18 protein-coding genes are annotated in these 17,959 nt (G+C 52.4%); 4 read left to right on the top strand and 14 right to left on the bottom strand.

Annotated elements, in window-relative coordinates:
- Positions 1 to 618 precede the first annotated feature (618 nt).
- Entirely contained in the window at positions 619 to 1,296 is a 678-nt protein-coding gene (locus tag ACO0LC_RS11020) for a hypothetical protein (RefSeq protein ID WP_423002898.1), read from the top strand.
- A gap of 15 nt (positions 1,297 to 1,311) precedes the next feature.
- Here the strand turns inward: ACO0LC_RS11020 and ACO0LC_RS11015 are convergent, their stop codons facing one another.
- The gene (locus ACO0LC_RS11015; protein WP_423002896.1) at positions 1,312 to 1,758 is read right to left on the bottom strand and encodes a hypothetical protein; all 447 of its coding nucleotides are present in this window, start codon (positions 1,756 to 1,758) and stop codon (positions 1,312 to 1,314) included.
- 3 nt (positions 1,759 to 1,761) lie between these two features.
- Positions 1,762 to 2,223, bottom strand: a complete 462-nt coding sequence (locus ACO0LC_RS11010) for a cupin domain-containing protein (RefSeq protein WP_423002894.1) — start codon at positions 2,221 to 2,223, stop codon at positions 1,762 to 1,764.
- A gap of 340 nt (positions 2,224 to 2,563) precedes the next feature.
- On the opposite strand from ACO0LC_RS11010, the gene ACO0LC_RS11005 reads away from it, so the two are divergent.
- Positions 2,564 to 2,938 carry a hypothetical protein gene (locus tag ACO0LC_RS11005; protein WP_423002892.1) on the top strand — a complete coding sequence of 125 codons (375 nt, stop codon included), beginning with the start codon at positions 2,564 to 2,566 and terminating at the stop codon, positions 2,936 to 2,938.
- 89 nt (positions 2,939 to 3,027) lie between these two features.
- Entirely contained in the window at positions 3,028 to 3,744 is a 717-nt protein-coding gene (locus tag ACO0LC_RS11000; RefSeq protein WP_423002890.1) for a hypothetical protein, read from the top strand.
- A gap of 43 nt (positions 3,745 to 3,787) precedes the next feature.
- On the opposite strand, the gene ACO0LC_RS10995 is transcribed toward ACO0LC_RS11000, so the two are convergent.
- Both ACO0LC_RS10995 and ACO0LC_RS10990 read right to left on the bottom strand, forming a co-directional pair.
- Entirely contained in the window at positions 3,788 to 4,114 is a 327-nt protein-coding gene (locus ACO0LC_RS10995) for a hypothetical protein (RefSeq protein ID WP_423002888.1), read from the bottom strand.
- Between the two features lie 444 nt (positions 4,115 to 4,558).
- A complete protein-coding gene (locus ACO0LC_RS10990) occupies positions 4,559 to 5,290 on the bottom strand; it encodes a polysaccharide deacetylase family protein (RefSeq protein ID WP_423002886.1) in 732 nt (243 codons plus the stop codon).
- Between the two features lie 235 nt (positions 5,291 to 5,525).
- Here ACO0LC_RS10990 and ACO0LC_RS10985 point away from each other — a divergent pair, with 235 nt between their 5' ends.
- Positions 5,526 to 5,861 carry a hypothetical protein gene (locus tag ACO0LC_RS10985; RefSeq protein WP_423002884.1) on the top strand — a complete coding sequence of 112 codons (336 nt, stop codon included), beginning with the start codon at positions 5,526 to 5,528 and terminating at the stop codon, positions 5,859 to 5,861.
- A 94-nt stretch (positions 5,862 to 5,955) separates the two neighbouring features.
- On the opposite strand, the gene ACO0LC_RS10980 is transcribed toward ACO0LC_RS10985, so the two are convergent.
- The 10 genes from ACO0LC_RS10980 to ACO0LC_RS10935 all read right to left on the bottom strand — a co-directional run bounded on the left by ACO0LC_RS10980 (position 5,956) and on the right by ACO0LC_RS10935 (position 17,958).
- Complete coding sequence (locus ACO0LC_RS10980; protein ID WP_423002882.1) at positions 5,956 to 7,368, bottom strand: hypothetical protein; 1,413 nt, start codon at positions 7,366 to 7,368, stop codon at positions 5,956 to 5,958.
- 441 nt (positions 7,369 to 7,809) lie between these two features.
- The gene (locus ACO0LC_RS10975; RefSeq protein ID WP_423002880.1) at positions 7,810 to 9,189 is read right to left on the bottom strand and encodes a hypothetical protein; all 1,380 of its coding nucleotides are present in this window, start codon (positions 9,187 to 9,189) and stop codon (positions 7,810 to 7,812) included.
- A 280-nt stretch (positions 9,190 to 9,469) separates the two neighbouring features.
- Positions 9,470 to 10,132, bottom strand: coding sequence for a hypothetical protein (locus ACO0LC_RS10970; protein WP_423002879.1), 663 nt, complete (start codon positions 10,130 to 10,132; stop codon positions 9,470 to 9,472).
- Positions 10,133 to 10,523: 391 nt separating this feature from the next.
- Positions 10,524 to 11,597 (bottom strand): ribosome small subunit-dependent GTPase A, encoded by a 1,074-nt coding sequence (gene rsgA, locus ACO0LC_RS10965; RefSeq protein WP_423002877.1) that lies wholly within the window; start codon positions 11,595 to 11,597, stop codon positions 10,524 to 10,526.
- Positions 11,598 to 12,161: 564 nt separating this feature from the next.
- A complete protein-coding gene (locus tag ACO0LC_RS10960) occupies positions 12,162 to 12,926 on the bottom strand; it encodes an SDR family oxidoreductase (RefSeq protein WP_423002875.1) in 765 nt (254 codons plus the stop codon).
- 397 nt (positions 12,927 to 13,323) lie between these two features.
- A complete protein-coding gene (gene eutC, locus ACO0LC_RS10955; protein ID WP_423002873.1) occupies positions 13,324 to 14,124 on the bottom strand; it encodes an ethanolamine ammonia-lyase subunit EutC in 801 nt (266 codons plus the stop codon).
- Positions 14,121 to 15,518 carry an ethanolamine ammonia-lyase subunit EutB gene (locus ACO0LC_RS10950; RefSeq protein ID WP_423002871.1) on the bottom strand — a complete coding sequence of 466 codons (1,398 nt, stop codon included), beginning with the start codon at positions 15,516 to 15,518 and terminating at the stop codon, positions 14,121 to 14,123. The genes eutC and ACO0LC_RS10950 overlap by 4 nt, the downstream gene beginning before the upstream one ends.
- 2 nt (positions 15,519 to 15,520) lie before the next feature.
- Positions 15,521 to 16,939 (bottom strand): ethanolamine permease, encoded by a 1,419-nt coding sequence (eat, locus tag ACO0LC_RS10945; protein WP_423002869.1) that lies wholly within the window; start codon positions 16,937 to 16,939, stop codon positions 15,521 to 15,523.
- A gap of 229 nt (positions 16,940 to 17,168) precedes the next feature.
- Complete coding sequence (locus tag ACO0LC_RS10940; protein ID WP_423002867.1) at positions 17,169 to 17,384, bottom strand: hypothetical protein; 216 nt, start codon at positions 17,382 to 17,384, stop codon at positions 17,169 to 17,171.
- Complete coding sequence (locus ACO0LC_RS10935) at positions 17,374 to 17,958, bottom strand: RNA polymerase sigma factor (protein ID WP_423002865.1); 585 nt, start codon at positions 17,956 to 17,958, stop codon at positions 17,374 to 17,376. Before ACO0LC_RS10935 ends, ACO0LC_RS10940 begins: the two co-directional genes overlap by 11 nt.
- Between the last annotated feature and the right edge of the window lies 1 nt (position 17,959).

Raw genomic sequence — 17,959 nt, 5'->3', positions numbered from 1 at the left:
TCTTGCATTGAAGCAGAAAAACATCTTTCCGAAGATGAAGTCACTTTTCCGCGTATATACCGATTGTCGCTGCCCTGGCGATTTTTATTCCAGCTACTGGCTGTGTTGATTGTCTTGGCTGGTGTGTCATGCGTCGTGCTAGCGAAGATACACTTGGCTGAGCAGGAAATCAGCCAGCTTTGGATACTGTATTTGCTATGCCTGCTGCTGAGTGCTTTTGGTTTGCATCTTTTTCTGAAAGTCAGCTGCTACAAACTTATCTTGTATCGTGATGCCATCGAAGTCCATACACTGCATGCGACAAAGCGCTTGTTGCATGCGCATATACAGGGACGCAGGGAACCCAGCATCTGGATTGATTCCAGACTCATGCGGTCATGGCATGCGCCAGGGAAAGATCATCGGCTTTATCTTCCTGCTATCCCTTTTGTGGACGCGGCTGAGATTTTATCGTTCGATGAAAACCGCTTAAAAATCTATGTCCACTCTCTGCTAAAAACGGATACTGTATTCCAGTCCTGGTTCAACACCATAGAAGACCTGGATGCTCAGGACAATCGACTAGCCTTCGATGAGATTGCGAACGACAGCAATTTTGGCAATAGCAAGACTGAGCGCATGCAAAAATTTGCTGCTGCAAAAAAAATGACTAAGCACTTAAAGTCATTTTCCATCGCTCTGGCCATCTTTGCGTTACTGTTTCCTCATTTTTCCGGCGTGCCTATATTAGCCCTGATGCTATTGCCGTGGGTAGCGATTGCGCTGATGGCATGGGCGCCAGGCCGCTATCAAATTATGGAGCGTCATGACGACATCAGGCCAGACCTGGCCTTGCTCTTCATCGTATCTAGTCTGGTGCTCAGGTTGCTGGCGGGCGGGGGTGGCATCATGCTGCTTCAAATGACTGATGCCCTGGTGTTCGCGACTATCAGTGCCATCGCCCTTACTGGCTTGATCTTTTATCTTGGTCGTTTTGCGCGACGCAGGTATTGGGTCTTGTTTTTCTTTTTATTGCTTAATGGCGGATATGGGTACAGTACTTTCGTCTTGGCTAACACCAAATTGGATCATTCTGTGCCGCAAATGTATCAAACGATGGTGACAAAAAAAACTGACCTTCACGATAAAACCTATAAATTGATGCTAGCTCCCTGGGGTGAACAAACGCAGATGCAAAGTGTATGGGTTTCACGTGCTGTCTATGATGGTGTTGCTACGGGCGGCAATGCCTGCATCCTTTTTCATCCTGGCGCATTACGCATGCCCTGGTATCAAGTCGTGCCATGTATAAATTGACGGTCAGTTTGAATTCTATTCTGGCGATTTGTTCGCATGGTCTTTGTTGTAGCGGTTGCGCCCCAGATATTGTATGAAGCCAGGCAGCAGCACAATTAGTAGAAAAATAGATTCACCTATCAATGCAATGCTCAATGACTGGTGGTCACCGCCAGCCGCGCTGGCGATGACGACAGCAGATGCGGCGCTGATGTAAACGGCGCTGTGGATACAAAAGAAAGTAGTTTTTCGAAAAGCGCCTTTCATGATAAAAGCGAGGCTGATGAAAAAACCCAATATCGCAACAGGGATAGAGCAAAAGACAAATATGGCTCCGCGCACGCCATTCCAGTTATCGGCCATCGCAATACCTGGTAAAGCTGTGCTCAAGAGAAATAGTAAAACCGCCGACAATCTCCTGCCAGTCCCGTCATGTGAGAAAGATAGGTGTGGCGACTTGCTCAGTTTAATGAGTTTCAACATGCCTCAATCCACAAAAACAATATCCCCCTTGCCCTGAGGCGGGATCTTGATGGCGATGGCCTTGACCGGGCCATTGCTGACGATGCTGCCGGCATGGGCTGTGCCTTTGGGGATGACGATCAGGCTGCCGGGTTTGAAATCCTTGCGCTCATTGCCCAGCCACATGCTGCCGCTACCTTCTATGATGTACTGCAATTCATCCGTTTGAGGATGGATGTGCTTGGCGATATTGCCAGACTGTATCCCGACTGTGGCGTGGTCGGTGGAGACCAGGGTGCGGGCATTGAGTTCCGGGTTGCTGGTCTTGGGCAAGTCATCATGCTTGATTGCCAATAAATCCAATATTGCAGGTGACAGCGCAGGCGCATCTGCACGGGCTTCGCTGACTGCATGTTGTATCACGGGGGATGCAATGATGCCTGCCAAAAATGCTGCAACAATGGCTGTGGTCTTGTTGATACGCATGATGTCTCCATTCTTTTTCTGAGCTGAACAGCAAGTGTACAATACAAAAACACCGGACACAGCATGTCTTGCAAGCAGTGTATCCTGCACCATTGAGTGCCTGCCAAACTGATTGGTCGGCGTTCTCTTCCTCGGTTGCCAGGCAAATATCTTTCACCTCTGTTGCAATTGTTACAGCCCTCTTTTGCCCATGCTGCAAGCCCTGCATTTTTGCTACAAATCATTACAAAACCCCGTCAACAGCAGTTTTACCATGAGCGTTAACGTCTGTATGTGCTTGCACCTGACAAACCGCTGGTTTGCCAACTGCAAGCTGTGGACTTGGAAACGGAGTAATAAAATGAAAACCTTGCCCTTATGTTTAAGCGCAATTGCTGTTGCCGCCATGATGACGGGTTGCGTGGTGGCACCACGCCCCTACTATCATGCGCAACCCCAGCCTGTGTATGTGCCCCAGCCTGTATATGCCCAGCCAAATGTGGTGGTTGTGGAAACAGCGCCACCTGCACCGTATGCTGAAGTGATAGGGGTGGCACCTGCCCCCGGTTATATCTGGATAGGTGGTGCCTGGTTCTGGGAAGGTGGGCGTCATATCTGGCACCGTGGCTACTGGTCTGCTCCACGCTCAGGCCATTTCTGGGTTGAGCATCGTTGGGAACAGGTAGGTCATGCCTGGCATTTCAGGGAAGGGCACTGGGAGCCGCACCGTCGTTGATGCCGGTTCGCAAATGATGGTGCATGCTATTGCACCATCTGGCATGAGCATGCTTTAATCGCGCTGTCAAAACCAGCATCTTAGCCGCCATGCAGCTTTCATCTGCCAATCGCCGCCGTCGTCAATTTTTGTCAAGTGCAAGCTTGCTGATGCTGGGCATGCCAATGGCTACCCCCCTGACCCATGCCCGTGATGCTTACCAAAAGAGGCAACTCGATGGCTGGACCGTGCTGCTGGATCAGGGCGTGCAGGCGGCAGATGAAAAATCCAAGGCTGCCTTCCTGTCTGTGCTGGCAGATCAGTTGAACAAGCTCAGGAAGTTGCCAGCCCATGCACAGCCTGGTTTGCAAAGCGTCAATATCTATGTCTCCAGCGGTACCTATCGTTCCTTTGGTGCGCAACATCATCCTTCTGCGCAGTGGCTCAGGGAACATGCTTACCCTGTAGAATTTGCCGGCAATATAGAAATCTGCAACTGGAAAGAATTCACCACTCTTGTCAATACCCAAGCCTATGGGCTGTTGCACGAGATGGCGCATGCCTATCATTTCATGCACCCAGAACTCGACGCCGCTATCTTGCGCGCCTACGACCTTGCCAAGGCCGCCGGTCTCTACCGCCAGGTCACCCGCGACCACCAGCCCGCACTACAAACAGCCTACGCCCTCAGCAACCACCGTGAATATTTCGCCGAACTCAGCGAAGCCTATTTTGGTGAAAATGATTTTTATCCCTATAACAATGCTGAGCTCAAGCAATATGACAAGCAGGGGTATGCAATGATAGAGAGTGTGTGGAAACCCTGATGTACTTGCTTAAGAGCAGGAAAGAATCTCTACCAGGATAACATCAGCGATTGACATAGATAGCCGTGGCGATGGCGGCAATTACCCAGAATACGATACCGATCACGATCGTCATGTCGGCACCGATGACGATGCCCTTGCTGTCACGCCAAAAAGAAGATTTATTGTCAGGTGCTGATTCCCCCTTGAACGCTTCGCCGCGCATGGTGCCCAGCGACAGCACAGGGATGATTAATCTGCCCGTGCCATAAGCGATGATTTGCAAGAAAATTTCAAGGATGAAATCGAACATGCGTATGAGCAGAGCCAGTGTGGGGTAGGGATCAAACTTCCTGGGCTCAGTGTAGCAAGAATTACGCGCTCCTTGCACATTATTTCTAAGGGGCTATTGATGCCTGGTGCAAGGGCCCATCCATGACACACTTTAATCCTCGTCCTTCCCTGTAGAGCGCATCGCGCGCACCATGTCCCGGGATGCGAAGGGTTTCTGTTGGTCAAGAAAAGCGGTGCGCATGGCGCATACCTGCAGAAGTTGCAAGCTGATTCATCGTCAATTTTTCTGCCTGAGCCCAGAGAATTTTTCTATGGTTTTACACTCACCAAGCGTACGATTACGTCGCGCTAATCGCACCTGCGGGTTACGGACTGATTTTTCCAAACGATGCCAACCCTAACGCTGAAATAGCGAGATATTCTCTCACTCGTCATTCCTGCGCAGGCAGGAATCCATGGTATTTGTATCGTGATTTTTGATCTGCTCTCACCAATTTTCCGGGATGAGCAGGGTGCGTTATCAAGCACCCCATGTGGCCAGCTAATTTGCGGCCAGCAGTTTTTGTTTGGCAGGTGATGTCTTCTGCAAGTTCACTCTCTGCAATTCCACTTGATCCAGGCGCACGAAGACGAAACCTTGTTTTTGTGTTTCTGCCAGTGCCACGGCCAGGCCTTCGGCCGAATCAGAAGCAGGTTTGTTCATGTGGGCGATGATGACATCACCTGCCTGCAGGCGTTTGAATTGCTGGATGATGGCTTGCTTGCGCAGCGTTGCGCCCTGGTCTGCATTCAAGGAAAAACCGGCGATTTTATAACCGAGTCGGTTGATCTCTGACATGGCAATCGGGTCATATCTGGCGCTGGCACCACGATACCATTGCGGAGTGGTGCCCATGGCGCTGGTGATGGCTTTGGCACCTTCGGTGACTTCACGCTGTAGCGCGGCGATGTCGGGTTCACCTGTCAGGCCATACACTTTCCTGCCGGGGCCGATGATGGCGGGAATATGTTTTTCACCGTGGTCTTCGACATCAAACAAATCCAGATGGGCCTTGATGATGGCGACGCCTTGCGGGTTTTTATCCAGCCATTTCTTGGTGACGAAGATGGTGGCGGGGATGCGCTTGCGTATCAAAAAGTCGAGCAGGTCTGCATCAAACTTGCCGGAGCAGGCATCCAGCGTCAAGGCGATTTTCTTGTCTGCCATGGCAGGCGCAGCGATGCGGGTATGCACTTCCACAGGCATGGCTTGCACTAGTGAGAGGCAAGACATGCAGCTCAAGATCAATAAAAATGGTAGACGCTTGTTACTCGACATCATGCTTCACTATAGTACCTGGACGAGCAGGAGTATACGTAAAGGCTGGCAGATCGCACTTGAAATTACAATTGGTAAAACTTCATGTCGGGCTTCACACGATGACGTGAAAAATTATCTATTTGACAAATCTATTTCATTGACATAATGTATTTGTTTTCCATTTTCCTTAAAATAGAAAGTCACTCATATGAAATGCACTACCATCTTGTTCAGCATGCTGCTTTCGCTTTCTGCGTCCAGTGTGGTCTATGCTACACCCGCAGGTGCGAATGCCAATGGCGGCAGCAGTATGAGCATCAAAAAGGAAGGTGATGCTGCCATTTCTACCATCACCGGCGTGGCTGGCATAGTCACAGAAAATGGCAATGTGCTGGAATTAAAGGATGGCGAGTTGCGCTATAACGGCGCGGTCATCTATAAAAAAAAGGGCGTACTCAATATAGAACTGGTACACAAGGGCACAGCTTTGAGTTTGAAAGTTGACGGCAAGGACGTGCCGATGCCAGAACAAAAGAAAAAATAGGCACCGAGTAGCCTTGCCAGACAGTGCGCCTTTCATGTGTGCACTGTTATGTGCGTACTGTTTTTGCCTTGTTTTCACCAATGCAGTGCCACTTTTATTTTTCCTTGGCCGGGCAAGTCTCAGGCATTTTGCGCTTCTTCAGCAAGGCGATCAAAGGCTTGTTGGCGGATGAGATGGCATTTGCATACAGCGGATAGTCACGCTCATACTCATCCACTTCAGGGCAAATAAAGGCAGCCAGTTGCGTGTCACTGAGTTTGTTGAGCACTGCCAGCAACTCTGGTGACATGGGCGTGTTGCCAAAGATCAGGCTGCCACCCCGGTTGAGTTTGCGTATGGAGGCACCGCTGTTGACCAGGTAAGCCAGCAGGTCTGCACCGCCATTGGCCAGCATGTCCAGATTGACTTTCTTGTGCAATTTGCCTGCCATGGCTTCTGCCTGAGCTGGCGTCATGTCCCCCAGGCGCGCTTGTATGCTATTGCGCTCTGCAATGCTGTAGGATGCACCATATTGGCTGGAAAATCTTTGTAATACCCAGATCTCTGCTGGTGACAGCGTATCCCATTGATACAGCGGATCATTCGGGTTCATACCAAGATCGAGGGCAAATTGGATAGCTGCAGCATTGCTGTCTTCCACTGCCAGCAACAGCAGGGAGTGCCCGGCAACAATGCGTTTCAAATCCACATCATGGGCTTGCAGATAGCGTAGTGCTGGTAGTAAACGGCCTGCTGGTGGGTGGGGCTTGCGGGCAAACACATCCCACCAGGATGGCGGCCGATGCTCTGCTGTATAGTCAAATTGTTCACTGGGGTATGCCTGCGACTTGCAGGTCAGCGATAAATGCTGTTCGACAAAGACTTCCATCAGGCTGGTATCAAGACTGATGAGTACCGGGTTCAGATAAGCGCAATAGGCAGCTTCATCCTGGTTATTAGATTGCAAGTCAGCCAGCAAGAGACGCAGGTCAGCAACACTGGCCTTGGGGATGATGCATTCTTCCAGCGTGCGTTGCTTGCTGATCTGTTCGTGCCTGTGGGATGCCAGCTCTTTTTCAAAGCGTGCATGTTCGCCTTCGCAGGCGGCGTTGCGCAAGAAATTTTTCAGCCAGTCGCGCTCGTTCTGGGCCTTTATGCGTTCGTTCTCGCGCTGGCTTTGCCATTGCCTGATATCGCTCACGGCTTTGCTTGATAGCATGCTGCAAGCCACGCTGGCCGGGAAAACCAGTAGCGGCATGGCCAATGCGAGCAAGGCCCGTTGCCAGATGGGTCTTTTTACCTTGATGAATACAATCACCATGGTGATGATGCTGAGCAAGGCGCTACCAAATATAGCCCAGATCATTTCCTCAATATTTGAATTGACTGTAGCCGCAAGAACCTGGCAGGAATAAGTGGCAAAAAATAGTGTTGGTGGCAAGCGAAAAAGATACAAACAGAGGCGTGTGGTCACTGACCTGGCAGTGGGTTTGGCGGCGGCTGGCCCGCCTTGAAAAGATGTTCTCAAGATCTGTTTTGTAGTTCATGGTTGCGGGTGGGGCTAGTGTCTCACATGAGCGGGCTCGGGACAAGTTTCTGGCATATGCCTTTGCTGCAAGAGCGCGAGCAGTTCTTCATTTTTTGTTTTTGTCGCAAATTGCTACATGGAATAAGCAGGAGCATCCTGACTCGTTTCGGGGCAAATGAAGTCCAGTAATTGCTGGTCATTTAATTTATTCAAGGCCATTTTCAATGGCCGGTGAAAAAACCGTATCCGCTCGCAGGAAGGCAATGCCATCTTTATTCAAGATCCTGAGATTGACACCGTGTTGTGCCAGATAAAGTCAGCAGGTCTGCGCCATCGTTCTGGATATCAAGTGATGCATGAGACATGAACCAGGGAGGTTTCCTTGGCGATAGCCTTTCTGGGACAATTTTGCGTAAGTCCTAACTATTTTATTTCGCCACTTCAAGGACAAGTCTCAGGCATATGTCTTTGCTTTAGGTATGACACAAACGCCTGGTTTTGTGATTCTCTTGCATCGAGATACAAGGAATAGGCAGTGCCACCCTTGCGAGTTTCCGGGCAAATAAAATCCTGCAATTGCTGGTCATTCAGTTGATCGATCTCTGCTTGTAATTCCTTCGTCAGGATAGTACCGCCCTGTATGAAGCCCGTGCCACCCTGATTCAGTTGCTTGATACTGGCGCCGCGCTGTAATAGATATTTTAGCAAACTTGCACCCCCATCTTCTACAGCTTGCAGATTGCTGGCGTAAAGCTGTTTTCGTGCCAGTGCATTTGCTTCGGCTGCGCTTAACTCGCGCAGCCGAGCTTGAAGACGCTGTAAATCTGGTGTGCTATAGCTTCCCAGGTCAGAAAAAGAGTGGCGCTGCAGTACCCAGGTCTCTGCCGGTGTCCGTGCCTGCTCGTCACCAAATACTGCATAAGGGTCGAGACCAGCGTCGAGGGCAAATATGATGACATCGGCATTGGCCTTATCCATGGCGAGTGACAGCATGGACAACTTGCTGGTAGTGAACTTCATGTTCACATCATGCGCCTTCAAATAGTCCAGGGTCTTGAGCAAAGGCCCGGTATCGTCCTTTTTTTCAGATAATAATTCCCACCATGATGGCGCTGGTTTGTCCGGCCCATTGCCGTAATAGGTGTTGGAAGGACACACCAGCGACAGCTTCTGCTCGACAAATACATCTAGCAGACTGGTATTCATGCTCATCAACACCGGATTGAGGTAATTGCAATAGGCTGACTTATCTTCTTCCTGCTTCAATGTCGTCTGCAAAAAACTGCGTAAAGCAGCCTGGTTCGTCTTGGGGATGATGCATTCCAGCAGCAGCCGCTGGCGGGTTTCTGCACTATGTGTGCCCGTTGCCAGCGCCGCCTCGACTCCTTGCTGGTCATTGCCATCACAGGTGGCGAGACGCAGGGCATTGTTTTGCCATTCCTGCTGGCGCTCAGCCTCAAGTTGTTGTGCAGTTTCTTCGCTTTGCTTCTTATAGACTTGTTGCGCGACATAGCTGGTTGCCATGCTGCCTGCCAGGCACAGCGGAAATACCAGCAAGCTCGTCGCCAGTGACAGCAATAGCCGCGGCAAAAAAGTGCGCTTCAACCTGATAAACACCACGATCACTACGACGATACTCACCAGCGTGCTGCCGACTACACCCAGGATTAATTCTTCCAGTTCTGAATGCTGGCTGTAGGCAAAGGCCGGGCTGGCGAAGAGGAAGGCAAATAGTGTGAGAATCAGCTGGTAAAAATTTCTGGCAGGCCGCTTGCTATGCGCAGGAGTTGGAATGCGTGTACTGTGCTTGGTGTAGGTCAAGATACCGTCCGTAGTGCTAAGGTGTACATGAACGCTATCGGCAGCTTTACATGCTATAGCCTTGCGACTATAGCATGTTGTGGGTGGCACATGGCTAATTGCTATTATTTCCTCATGCTGTGTAGCTGTGAATGACTTCAATCGCGCTCACAATGTTTTCATTCAATGCATCCACATCTTCAGCCGGTATCGACCATTCTGCATGGTGATGCGACAGAAGAAAGCTGCTCTTTGCAGAGGCTACTGGCTTTGATACGATCAGCCCAACTATTGCGTATACTCAATGCCGTTTTGAATCGAGCCTATCACTTGTGCCTGGTTTTCTGTACTCTCGCAAAAACTTGCCAGGACTCCGGCCAGGGGTGATGTCAGTGCTGACGCGAATATTGTCATCAGCATCAAACACTTTGCTATCTATCTGCGCTGGCGTGATGCCTGCGATGTAGCTGTTGGAAATCTGTATGTTATGAGAAAATCCAGGGCCATTGAAAAAAAGGTCCAGTTTAATAATCTCGCCAGCATTGATAAAATTAGAGCTGCTGATATTCAGCGATCCACCAAAAAAACCTGTCCACGCAGTGACTGTTATTGGTGAGTTGACGAAAGTACTGTTGCTGATATCTGCATTTTTAGTTCCGGATGCATGGATAGTCGAATTGATGAACAGATCCGAGCTAAATTTGCTACTCATCAGCGGACTGATAGCAGAAGCTTCTATAATCGATTTCGATAACTGGATTGAACCCTGGCTGAAAAAATCATCCACAACAACATGGGAAAAATAGGCATTGGCACCAGTGATCTTGCCTTGTGTGCTATCTGCCGAAATCGTGGAATTACAGAGTCTTGCCATCTGTGTTTCATTTCCCGCCAACTGCAAATCACCTGCCAGCAAGAGGGTATTCCCGCTCAGATCCAGCGTTACACCGGGTATGATGGTCATGGGCGTGTAAGAGGTTTGATACTGAAAGTACTTGCTAATGGTGCACTGGCAATGTGAAGAGATTTTTTGAAATCGCCAAGTAAATTATATTTATTTAACATGCTTCATAGTGATAATGAGCACTTCAAGTTTGCTCATTTCTGTTTTTATCTGAGAGAAAAAAACCAAGCTGTAAGTAGTTGCACAGGCCCCTACGATGCCTGTGACGATTTACCAAAAATTGAAGGGGATTGCGAAATATTTTTCGTAAATGATGTAGTCTTAGCTTGCCATGCAATAGGCAATACTCTCGCAGGAGCGGCTTCAGCCGCGAAAAACTATTGCAACAACTATTTACGTCGTCCAGTCAATGCAATCAGAAATTCGCGGCTAAAGCCACTCCTGCGCGAGTCTATCCCCGCTTCAGCCGGTCCCTTTCCTTGACCGAGCGCATCAAGACTTTCCACTTCGACCTTGCGGCAATTTTATCCAGCGGGGTTTGCTGGTTGCGCTGGCTTTCGCGCAGCAGTTTTTGGTAATTCCTGAGTCTGTCTTCATCCACTGCAGCGCGCACGGCACAGCCGGGTTCGCTCTGATGGCTGCAGTCACGGAACTGGCAGGTGGCGGCCAGCGCATCGATGTCGGCGAAGCTGGCGCTGAGTGCCTCTTCGTCGAGATTGAGTTGCAGGCTGCGCAGGCCAGGGGTGTCGATAATGCAGGCACCGCCAGGGCAGAGATGCAGCGAGCGTGCCGTGGTGGTGTGGTGGCCGCGGTTGTCGCCAGCGCGCACGCCGCCGGTTTCTTGCGCACTGCTGGCCAGGGTATTGGTCAGGGTGGATTTGCCAGCACCGGATGAACCCAGCAAGATCAGGCTTTGTCCGGCTGCCATCCAGGGTGCCAGCAATGCTGCGGTGGCGTTGCTGAGCCCATTGATGGCAAACACTGGCACGCTGGCAGACAGGCGCTGTTCCACTTCTGCCAGCCGGGCAGTGGCATGCTCATGCATATCGGCCTTGGTCAAGAGCACGACAGGGGCGACACCAGCGGCATGCACCAGGGCCAGGTAACGTTCCAGCCTGCGTAAATTAAAATCATTATCCAGACCCATGACCAGCAAGGCGGTATCGATATTGCTGGCCAGGGCTTGCAGGCGGCCTTCATTATTGCGGCGTGCCAGATGCGTCAAGGGCGGCATGCGGGCGATGACGTGGTAGCTGCTCTCTGCTGTACCACTGAGCAAGCCCCAGTCGCCCACGGCCAGGCTTTGTTCATCGTCTGCCAGTTCATGCAAAAGGCGCGGCAGGGCACGCGCCTGCATAGTATTGATGCCATTGTGGACAACCAGGCTGTCGCGGTGTACTTCAGTAATGCGCACCATTTGCAGCGTGGTGTCCTCGGTATATGCTGCTGCCAATGCGTGTAGCTGGTTGGCGATAACAGGTGTCAGGCCGATCAGGCGCAGTGAGGCGAAATCAAAATTGATCATGATAAGTGTGTCTATCCATATTCATGGGTATGCATCGTTTGAGGATGCACTAAGCCATCCCGCAGACCTGGTAAAAAACCAGGACGTGCAGGAACGAAAAAGAAAATGGAAGTCGGCGCGTGATCAGAAGCGCATCAATGCACTAGCACACTAGCGGGATTGTTTTAAAAACGCCAGAAGACGATGCAGGCAGATCAGGCAGCCGACAAGAGGGCAATATCCGTGGTTCTCATGATGTTGTCTCCTGTGGTGGTTGATGGAAAGCATAGTGTGCCAGTAGTGGAGTGGGGCGTCAAGTGAGCTTATTAAATCATGTAAGCTGGGCGTGAAAATAAAAGTCGGTTCGCACGGCGCACATTACATATGACCGTGTCCTGTAGGGTGCGTTGCAACGCACCGCATCTACGCTTTCTAAGGCAAGAGTAATGCAAATGCCAATGAAAACAAATCAAGGCCTTTTGATAAAAAAGTAAAGCCTCTGCATACTCATGTCGCTGGATAGTGCCTTGCCAGCGACATGCCTTTGCATTGGAATAGCCCATATTCCACTTGCACCAGCTCACTTCAAGTCCGGTTCACCGACACCCCGCCATCCACCAGCATGGATGTACCCGTCATGAAAGACGAAGCATCCGATGCCAGGAATAAGGCTGCCCTGGCGATTTCTTCTGGCTGGGCCAGGCGCTTCAAGGCGTGCAGGCTGGCAACCTGGGCTATTGCTTCTGGTGTGTGGTTCATTTGATGCGCCATGGGTGTCTCGGTGCCACCCGGTAGCAGGGCATTGACGCGTATGGCTTGTGCACCAAATTCTGTCGCCAGTGCCTGCGTCAGGCCAGTCAGTCCAGCCTTGCTGGCGGCATAAGCCGCAGCACCCGGGAAGCCGACCGTGTGGCCGACAAAGGTCGACGTAAAAACCAGGCTGCCACCGCCGCGTTTCAGCATGGCTGGAATCTGATACTTGGCACCAAAAAACGCACTGTTCAAATTGGTATCCAGCGTATCTTGCCACCCCGCTGCGCTGACTTGCGGCGTCGCCCCCAGTTCACCCATGGTGCCTGCATTGTTGAAGGCAATGTCCAGACCACCAAATTCTTGCACGGCAAAATCCACCAGGGTTTGTGCATAGGATTCGTGACGCACATCGCCCGCGATGCCAACAGCGCGGCCACCTGCTTGCTTAATTTGCGCCACCAAGCTATCGAGTTCAGGCTGGCGCCGCGCAGCTGCGATAACTGTAGCCCCCGCGCCTGCAAACAGCAGCGCCGCTGCGCGGCCTATGCCAGAGCTGGCACCGGTGATGATGGCGATTTTATTGTTCAAGATAGTCATGCTGTGTCCTCTTTGCTTCTGGTTGAAAAGAGTCAGCAGTATTGGTTTTGGCGGGCGAGCTGTCTCGCCAGAAACGGACTGGGGATTTTTTGTGGGGTCTTAAGTGATGAGCTAGCTGTTTTCTTTCGCCTCATGGGGCGTGACTGGCTGTGGCGCGTTATAGCGCACAGTCTCTCTTCACAAAATCAAGTACCTCACATCCTTGGACATGGTGCGCCTGGCGCACCCTACCAGACGGTCTAATATTGAAAATCAAGACCAAAAAATTCACTACAGAGGCACAGAGTGAGTAAGTAGACTCATGCTGCGGATTGTAGGGTGCGTTATAACGCACCGTCGGTAAATCACGCAATGTGCAGGGAATATTTGAGGCTGGCATGGTGCGTTATAACGCACCCTACACTTCCAGCAAAAAATTGGATGTGGTTTGGCTGCCCAGTTGCACTGGTGCTTCTGTCTCATCCTTGAGGCTCACACCCGTCAGGCCACGCTTGCGGGCTTCAGTCAGCAGGTAATGCAGTTTGTAGGCCGCCTGCTCATAGCTCAGGCCATCCGGGCGTATGTTGGAGATGCAATTACGTGCAGCGTCGGTCAGGCCAGGCTGGGGTGCCCAGCTCAGGTAGGCACCCATGCTGTCGGGTGAGCTCAGGCCCGGTCTTTCGCCTATCAGTACCAGCACGGCGCGGGCATTCAGCAGCGCGCCTGTCTCGTCACCGATGGCGACTCTGGCCTGGGTGGCGATGACGATGGGTGTCAGGCTCCAATTGTCAGGCGTGAGCATTGCCTGCAAACCTGCCAGCAAGGGCAGGGCATTTTGTGCAACTGCGGGGGCGGATAAACCATCGGCAATGACGATCGCAAGGTCGGCTGGCGGCGATGATAATTGCTGCAGATGCTGGCGTGAGGCCTCATTCAATCTGCGGCCCAGGTCCGGCCTTTGCAGATAGCTGTTGCGATCATGCGCGGCGCTGTTGACGTGCAGGCTCTCGTACCCGGCTTGCTGCAAGGCCTGTGCCAGTGCAGCGACATCCAGCGCCTGATGCACGGCATCCCGGGCACGCGCATGGGCCAGCTGGAAAGCCAGTTGCGCACCAGTCGGCACGCTGACACCAGCGCGGCCCAGGGCTATGCGGGCCTGGGTAAACTGACGCAGAGCTTGCCAGGGATTGGTGTGGACGGGTGGTTTGGGTGCGTTCATGTCAAGCGCCGTAAAGCTGTTTCAAAACCAGATGGCAAGGCATCGTGCAAATGCAATTGCTCATCGTGCTTGTATATCTCCATCTGCTTGAGCCAGGCTTCAAATTCTGGTGCGGCCCGCAAGCCCAGCACACGTCGCAGATACAGTGCGTCGTGGAAAGAGGTGCTCTGGTAATTGAGCATGATATCGTCCGAGCCTGGCACGCCCATGATGAAATTGCAGCCTGCGGTAGCGAGCGAAGTCAGCAGAATATCCATGTCATCCTGGTCAGCCTCGGCATGGTTGGTGTAGCAGACATCGCAACCCATGGGCAAGCCCAGCAGCTTGGCGCAGAAATGGTCTTCGAGACCTGCGCGTATGATTTGCTTGCCATCGTAAAGATATTCAGGCCCGATGAAGCCGACCACAGAGTTCACCAGCAGCGGCTGGAATTTGCGCGCCACGGCATAGGCACGTGCTTCGCAGGTTTGCTGGTCCATGCCATGATGGGCATTGGCTGATAGCGCGCTGCCCTGGCCGGTTTCAAAATACATGACATTCTGGCCCACCGTGCCGCGCCCCAGCGACAGGGCGGCGCTGCGTGCTTCTGTCAGCAAGGCCAGGTTGATGCCAAAGCTACTGTTGGCCGCTTCGGTGCCAGCGATGGACTGGAACACCAGGTCCACCGGCGCACCACGCTCGATTGCTGCCATGGTATTGGTCACATGCGTGAGCACGCAAGACTGGGTGGGGATCGCATATTGCTCTATGATGGCATCGAGCATGTGCAATAGCTTGATGACTTGCGGCACATTGTCGCTGGCAGGGTTGATGCCTATCACGGCGTCACCACTGCCATACAATAAACCATCGAGTATGCTGGCGGCGATGCCGGTGCTGTCGTCAGTTGGGTGATTGGGTTGCAGGCGGGTAGCGATGCGATTTCCCAGTCCCAGGGTATTGCGGAAGGCCGTGACCACGCGACATTTTTTCGCCACCAGAATCAAATCCTGCACGCGCATGAGTTTGCTGACGGCGGCTGCCATTTCTGGCGTGATGCCGGGTGCCATTGCATTTAGCGTTGCAGTATCTGCCGCATCCGACAATAGCCAGTTACGAAAATCCCCTACGCTCAGATGGCTGATTGTGGCGAAGGCAGCAGCATCATGTTCATCAATGATGAGACGTGTCACTTCATCGCTCTCATAAGGCACCAGGGCTTCATTGAGAAAGGTTTTCAGCGGCAGCTCTGCCAGGCACATTTGCGCAACCACGCGCTCTTCTGCGGTGCTTGCGGCTACGCCAGCCAGCAAGTCGCCAGAACGCAGCGGCGTGGCCCTGGCCAGCAAGTCCTTGAGGTCGCGGAACTGGTAAGTGCGCGTGCCGATGATGTGGCTAAATTGTGCTGGCTTCATGCTCATCTTGCAGCGGTTTCTGTGGTCATGGCATTGTCCGCTTCTTCATCCTGGGTTATGCCGCTACGCTTGCCCACGGTCATGATATGGTAAACATAAGCCAGCCCAAGGAACAGGCAAAAAACGCCGAATATCAACAGATTATAATAAACCATGGTGGCCATGCAGATGCAGGCTGCCAGCAGGGCGAAGGCGGGTGAATAAGGATAAAACGGCGCGCGGAATGGTCGCGCAATATGCGGTTCTGTGCGGCGCAGCTTGAACAGGGCGAGCATGCTGACGATATACATCAGCAGCGCACCAAACACACTCATGGTCAGTATATTCGCCGTCAAACTCTGGCCACCTATCTTGATGAGTTCATCGCTATAAATCGCAGCGATGCCAATAAGGCCACCTGCGATGATTGCACGGTGCGGGGTCTTGAAGCGCGGATGGATTTTTGCAAAGAAATGCGGCAGATAATTCTCACGCGCCAATGCAAAAATCTGCCGCGAGTAACCAAGTATGATGCCGTGAAAAGACGCAATCAAACCAAACAGGCCCAGCCACACCAGCATATGCAGCCAGTTGCTGTTATTGCCGACCACCAGCTTCATCGCTTGCGGCAGCGGGTCATTGATATTCGCCAGCTTGGTCCAGTCGCCCACGCCACCGGCAAACACCATCACGCCTATCGCCAATGCCACCAGGGTGATGATGCCGCCTATGTAGGCAATAGGTATCGAGCGTTGCGGGTTGCGCGATTCTTCTGCCGCCATCGCCACACCTTCTATCGCCAGAAAGAACCAGATCGCAAACGGGATAGCCGCAAACATGCCAGGCAGCGAGGCTACGCTGAAATGATCTTGCCCGGCCCAGCCGCCTCTGGTGAAATTGGATAAACTAAAACCCGGCGATACCACGCCAATGAAGACCAGCAATTCAAAGATCGCCAGCAGCGTGACGGCCAGCTCAAAATTGGCGGCGATTTGTATGCCTATGATGTTCAAAGCCATGAATACAATGTACGCCCCCACCGCCGCCGTCTTGGGATTGATTTCAGGAAATTGTACATTCAGGTAAGCACCTATCGCCAGCGCAATGGCCGGTGGGGCAAACACAAATTCTATGAGAGTAGCCGCGCCGGCAAAGAAACCGCCCAGCGGCCCAAATGCCCGCCTGCTATAGGCAAACGGCCCGCCCGCATGCGGGATGGCCGTGGTCAATTCTGTGAAGCTGAAAATAAAGCTGGTGTACATCGCCGCGATGAACAGCGCCGTCACCGTGAAACCCAGCGTTCCCGCAGACGCCCAGCCATAACTCCAGCCAAAATATTCACCCGAGATGACCAGGCCCACCGCTATCCCCCACAACTGCAAGCTGCCCAGCGTAGGTTTCAACTGTGCATTAGCGCCTGAGCTTGCCTGATCGGGTGTCATGGATAGCCTCACTGTGGGGTAGGGTGAGTCAAGTATCCATGATTCGGGGCGTTATCACAAGAGCCAGATTTGGGTCGGAAGGGAGGCTCTAGGCAGGGGGGCGTAGGTTGGGCTACGCTTCATCAGCCCAACACTCGGCGCTTAAATAACGGATACGTATATTAAAGGCCCAGTGTTGGGCTGATACCCCGTAGCCCAACCTACAAGGATTGCCCGACCTACAGAGCGATCAATTGACGGCTTTCTTCTTCCGCCTCTCATAAATCGTCTCAATCAAACCCATAGTCCAGCACATGGGGCAGCCGCGCATCAATAAGAATGCAGCTATGAGTGCCAGCCCCTGCCATATGAAGGACAGGCCAGGCACCAGAAAAGCCACTAGCAGCAAACTCAAGGCTCCAAAACCGCGCAGCAAATGCACCGTCACAGATGTACTACAAAACATGATGACCTCCATGATTTGTCGGTGTTTCTGGCGCACCATCCTTCATCCAGTAACCGCTGCTCAGCAATTGCTCGCGCACCTGTGCACGGGCGCGGTGCAGGCGGCTCTTGACAGCTTCCAGGCTCAGGCCCAATTGCGCGGCAACTTCGGGGGCGGTCAGTTCATGCACGTCGCGCAGTATCAGCACCTCGCGGTAGGGTGCTGACAAGCGCTCCAAAGCCCGCACCAGGTCCAGACGCAAGTCGGTAGGCACCATGCTGGCCATGGGCATGTCGCTTTCATCAAGTTCATCCAGCACATCATGGTACTTCTTGATGCGCAGCAAGCGAAAACATTCGCGCTCGACGATGCGAAACATCCAGGTGGCAAAGGTGGCCACGCAACGCAGTGCGCCCACTTTGCGGTACAGGGACCAAAGTGCCATTTGTACCGCATCTTCAGCGTCTTCGGCATTCGAGCAGGTGCGTCTGGCAAAGCGCTTAAGGTCGGGTTGGCAGACCGCCAGCAACTCGGCAATAGCTTTGCCATCACCTTGCTGGGCGGCTTCCAGTAATTGGGTGCGGGGCAGGCTCATG

The sequence above is a fragment of the Undibacterium sp. JH2W genome (assembly GCF_049340425.1).
GTDB lineage: Bacteria > Pseudomonadota > Gammaproteobacteria > Burkholderiales > Burkholderiaceae_D > Undibacterium.
This window is presented reverse-complemented; position numbering and strand designations above follow the sequence as displayed.

What these genes read in the sequence shown, in the direction of transcription:
- eutC (WP_423002873.1), bottom strand. Translation starts at nt 14,124, where the DNA reads ATGAACGCACCCAAACCACCCGTCCACACCAATCCCTGGCAAGCTCTG.
- ACO0LC_RS11020 (WP_423002898.1), top strand. Translation starts at nt 619, where the DNA reads ATGCAAAAATTTGCTGCTGCAAAAAAAATGACTAAGCACTTAAAGTCA.
- ACO0LC_RS10940 (WP_423002867.1), bottom strand. Translation starts at nt 17,384, where the DNA reads ATGTTTTGTAGTACATCTGTGACGGTGCATTTGCTGCGCGGTTTTGGA.
- rsgA (WP_423002877.1), bottom strand. Translation starts at nt 11,597, where the DNA reads ATGATCAATTTTGATTTCGCCTCACTGCGCCTGATCGGCCTGACACCT.
- eat (WP_423002869.1), bottom strand. Translation starts at nt 16,939, where the DNA reads ATGACACCCGATCAGGCAAGCTCAGGCGCTAATGCACAGTTGAAACCT.
- ACO0LC_RS11015 (WP_423002896.1), bottom strand. Translation starts at nt 1,758, where the DNA reads ATGTTGAAACTCATTAAACTGAGCAAGTCGCCACACCTATCTTTCTCA.
- ACO0LC_RS10970 (WP_423002879.1), bottom strand. Translation starts at nt 10,132, where the DNA reads ATGACCATCATACCCGGTGTAACGCTGGATCTGAGCGGGAATACCCTC.
- ACO0LC_RS11010 (WP_423002894.1), bottom strand. Translation starts at nt 2,223, where the DNA reads ATGCGTATCAACAAGACCACAGCCATTGTTGCAGCATTTTTGGCAGGC.
- ACO0LC_RS10990 (WP_423002886.1), bottom strand. Translation starts at nt 5,290, where the DNA reads ATGTCTTGCCTCTCACTAGTGCAAGCCATGCCTGTGGAAGTGCATACC.
- ACO0LC_RS11000 (WP_423002890.1), top strand. Translation starts at nt 3,028, where the DNA reads ATGCAGCTTTCATCTGCCAATCGCCGCCGTCGTCAATTTTTGTCAAGT.
- ACO0LC_RS10935 (WP_423002865.1), bottom strand. Translation starts at nt 17,958, where the DNA reads ATGAGCCTGCCCCGCACCCAATTACTGGAAGCCGCCCAGCAAGGTGAT.
- ACO0LC_RS10960 (WP_423002875.1), bottom strand. Translation starts at nt 12,926, where the DNA reads ATGACTATCTTGAACAATAAAATCGCCATCATCACCGGTGCCAGCTCT.
- ACO0LC_RS11005 (WP_423002892.1), top strand. Translation starts at nt 2,564, where the DNA reads ATGAAAACCTTGCCCTTATGTTTAAGCGCAATTGCTGTTGCCGCCATG.
- ACO0LC_RS10985 (WP_423002884.1), top strand. Translation starts at nt 5,526, where the DNA reads ATGAAATGCACTACCATCTTGTTCAGCATGCTGCTTTCGCTTTCTGCG.
- ACO0LC_RS10950 (WP_423002871.1), bottom strand. Translation starts at nt 15,518, where the DNA reads ATGAAGCCAGCACAATTTAGCCACATCATCGGCACGCGCACTTACCAG.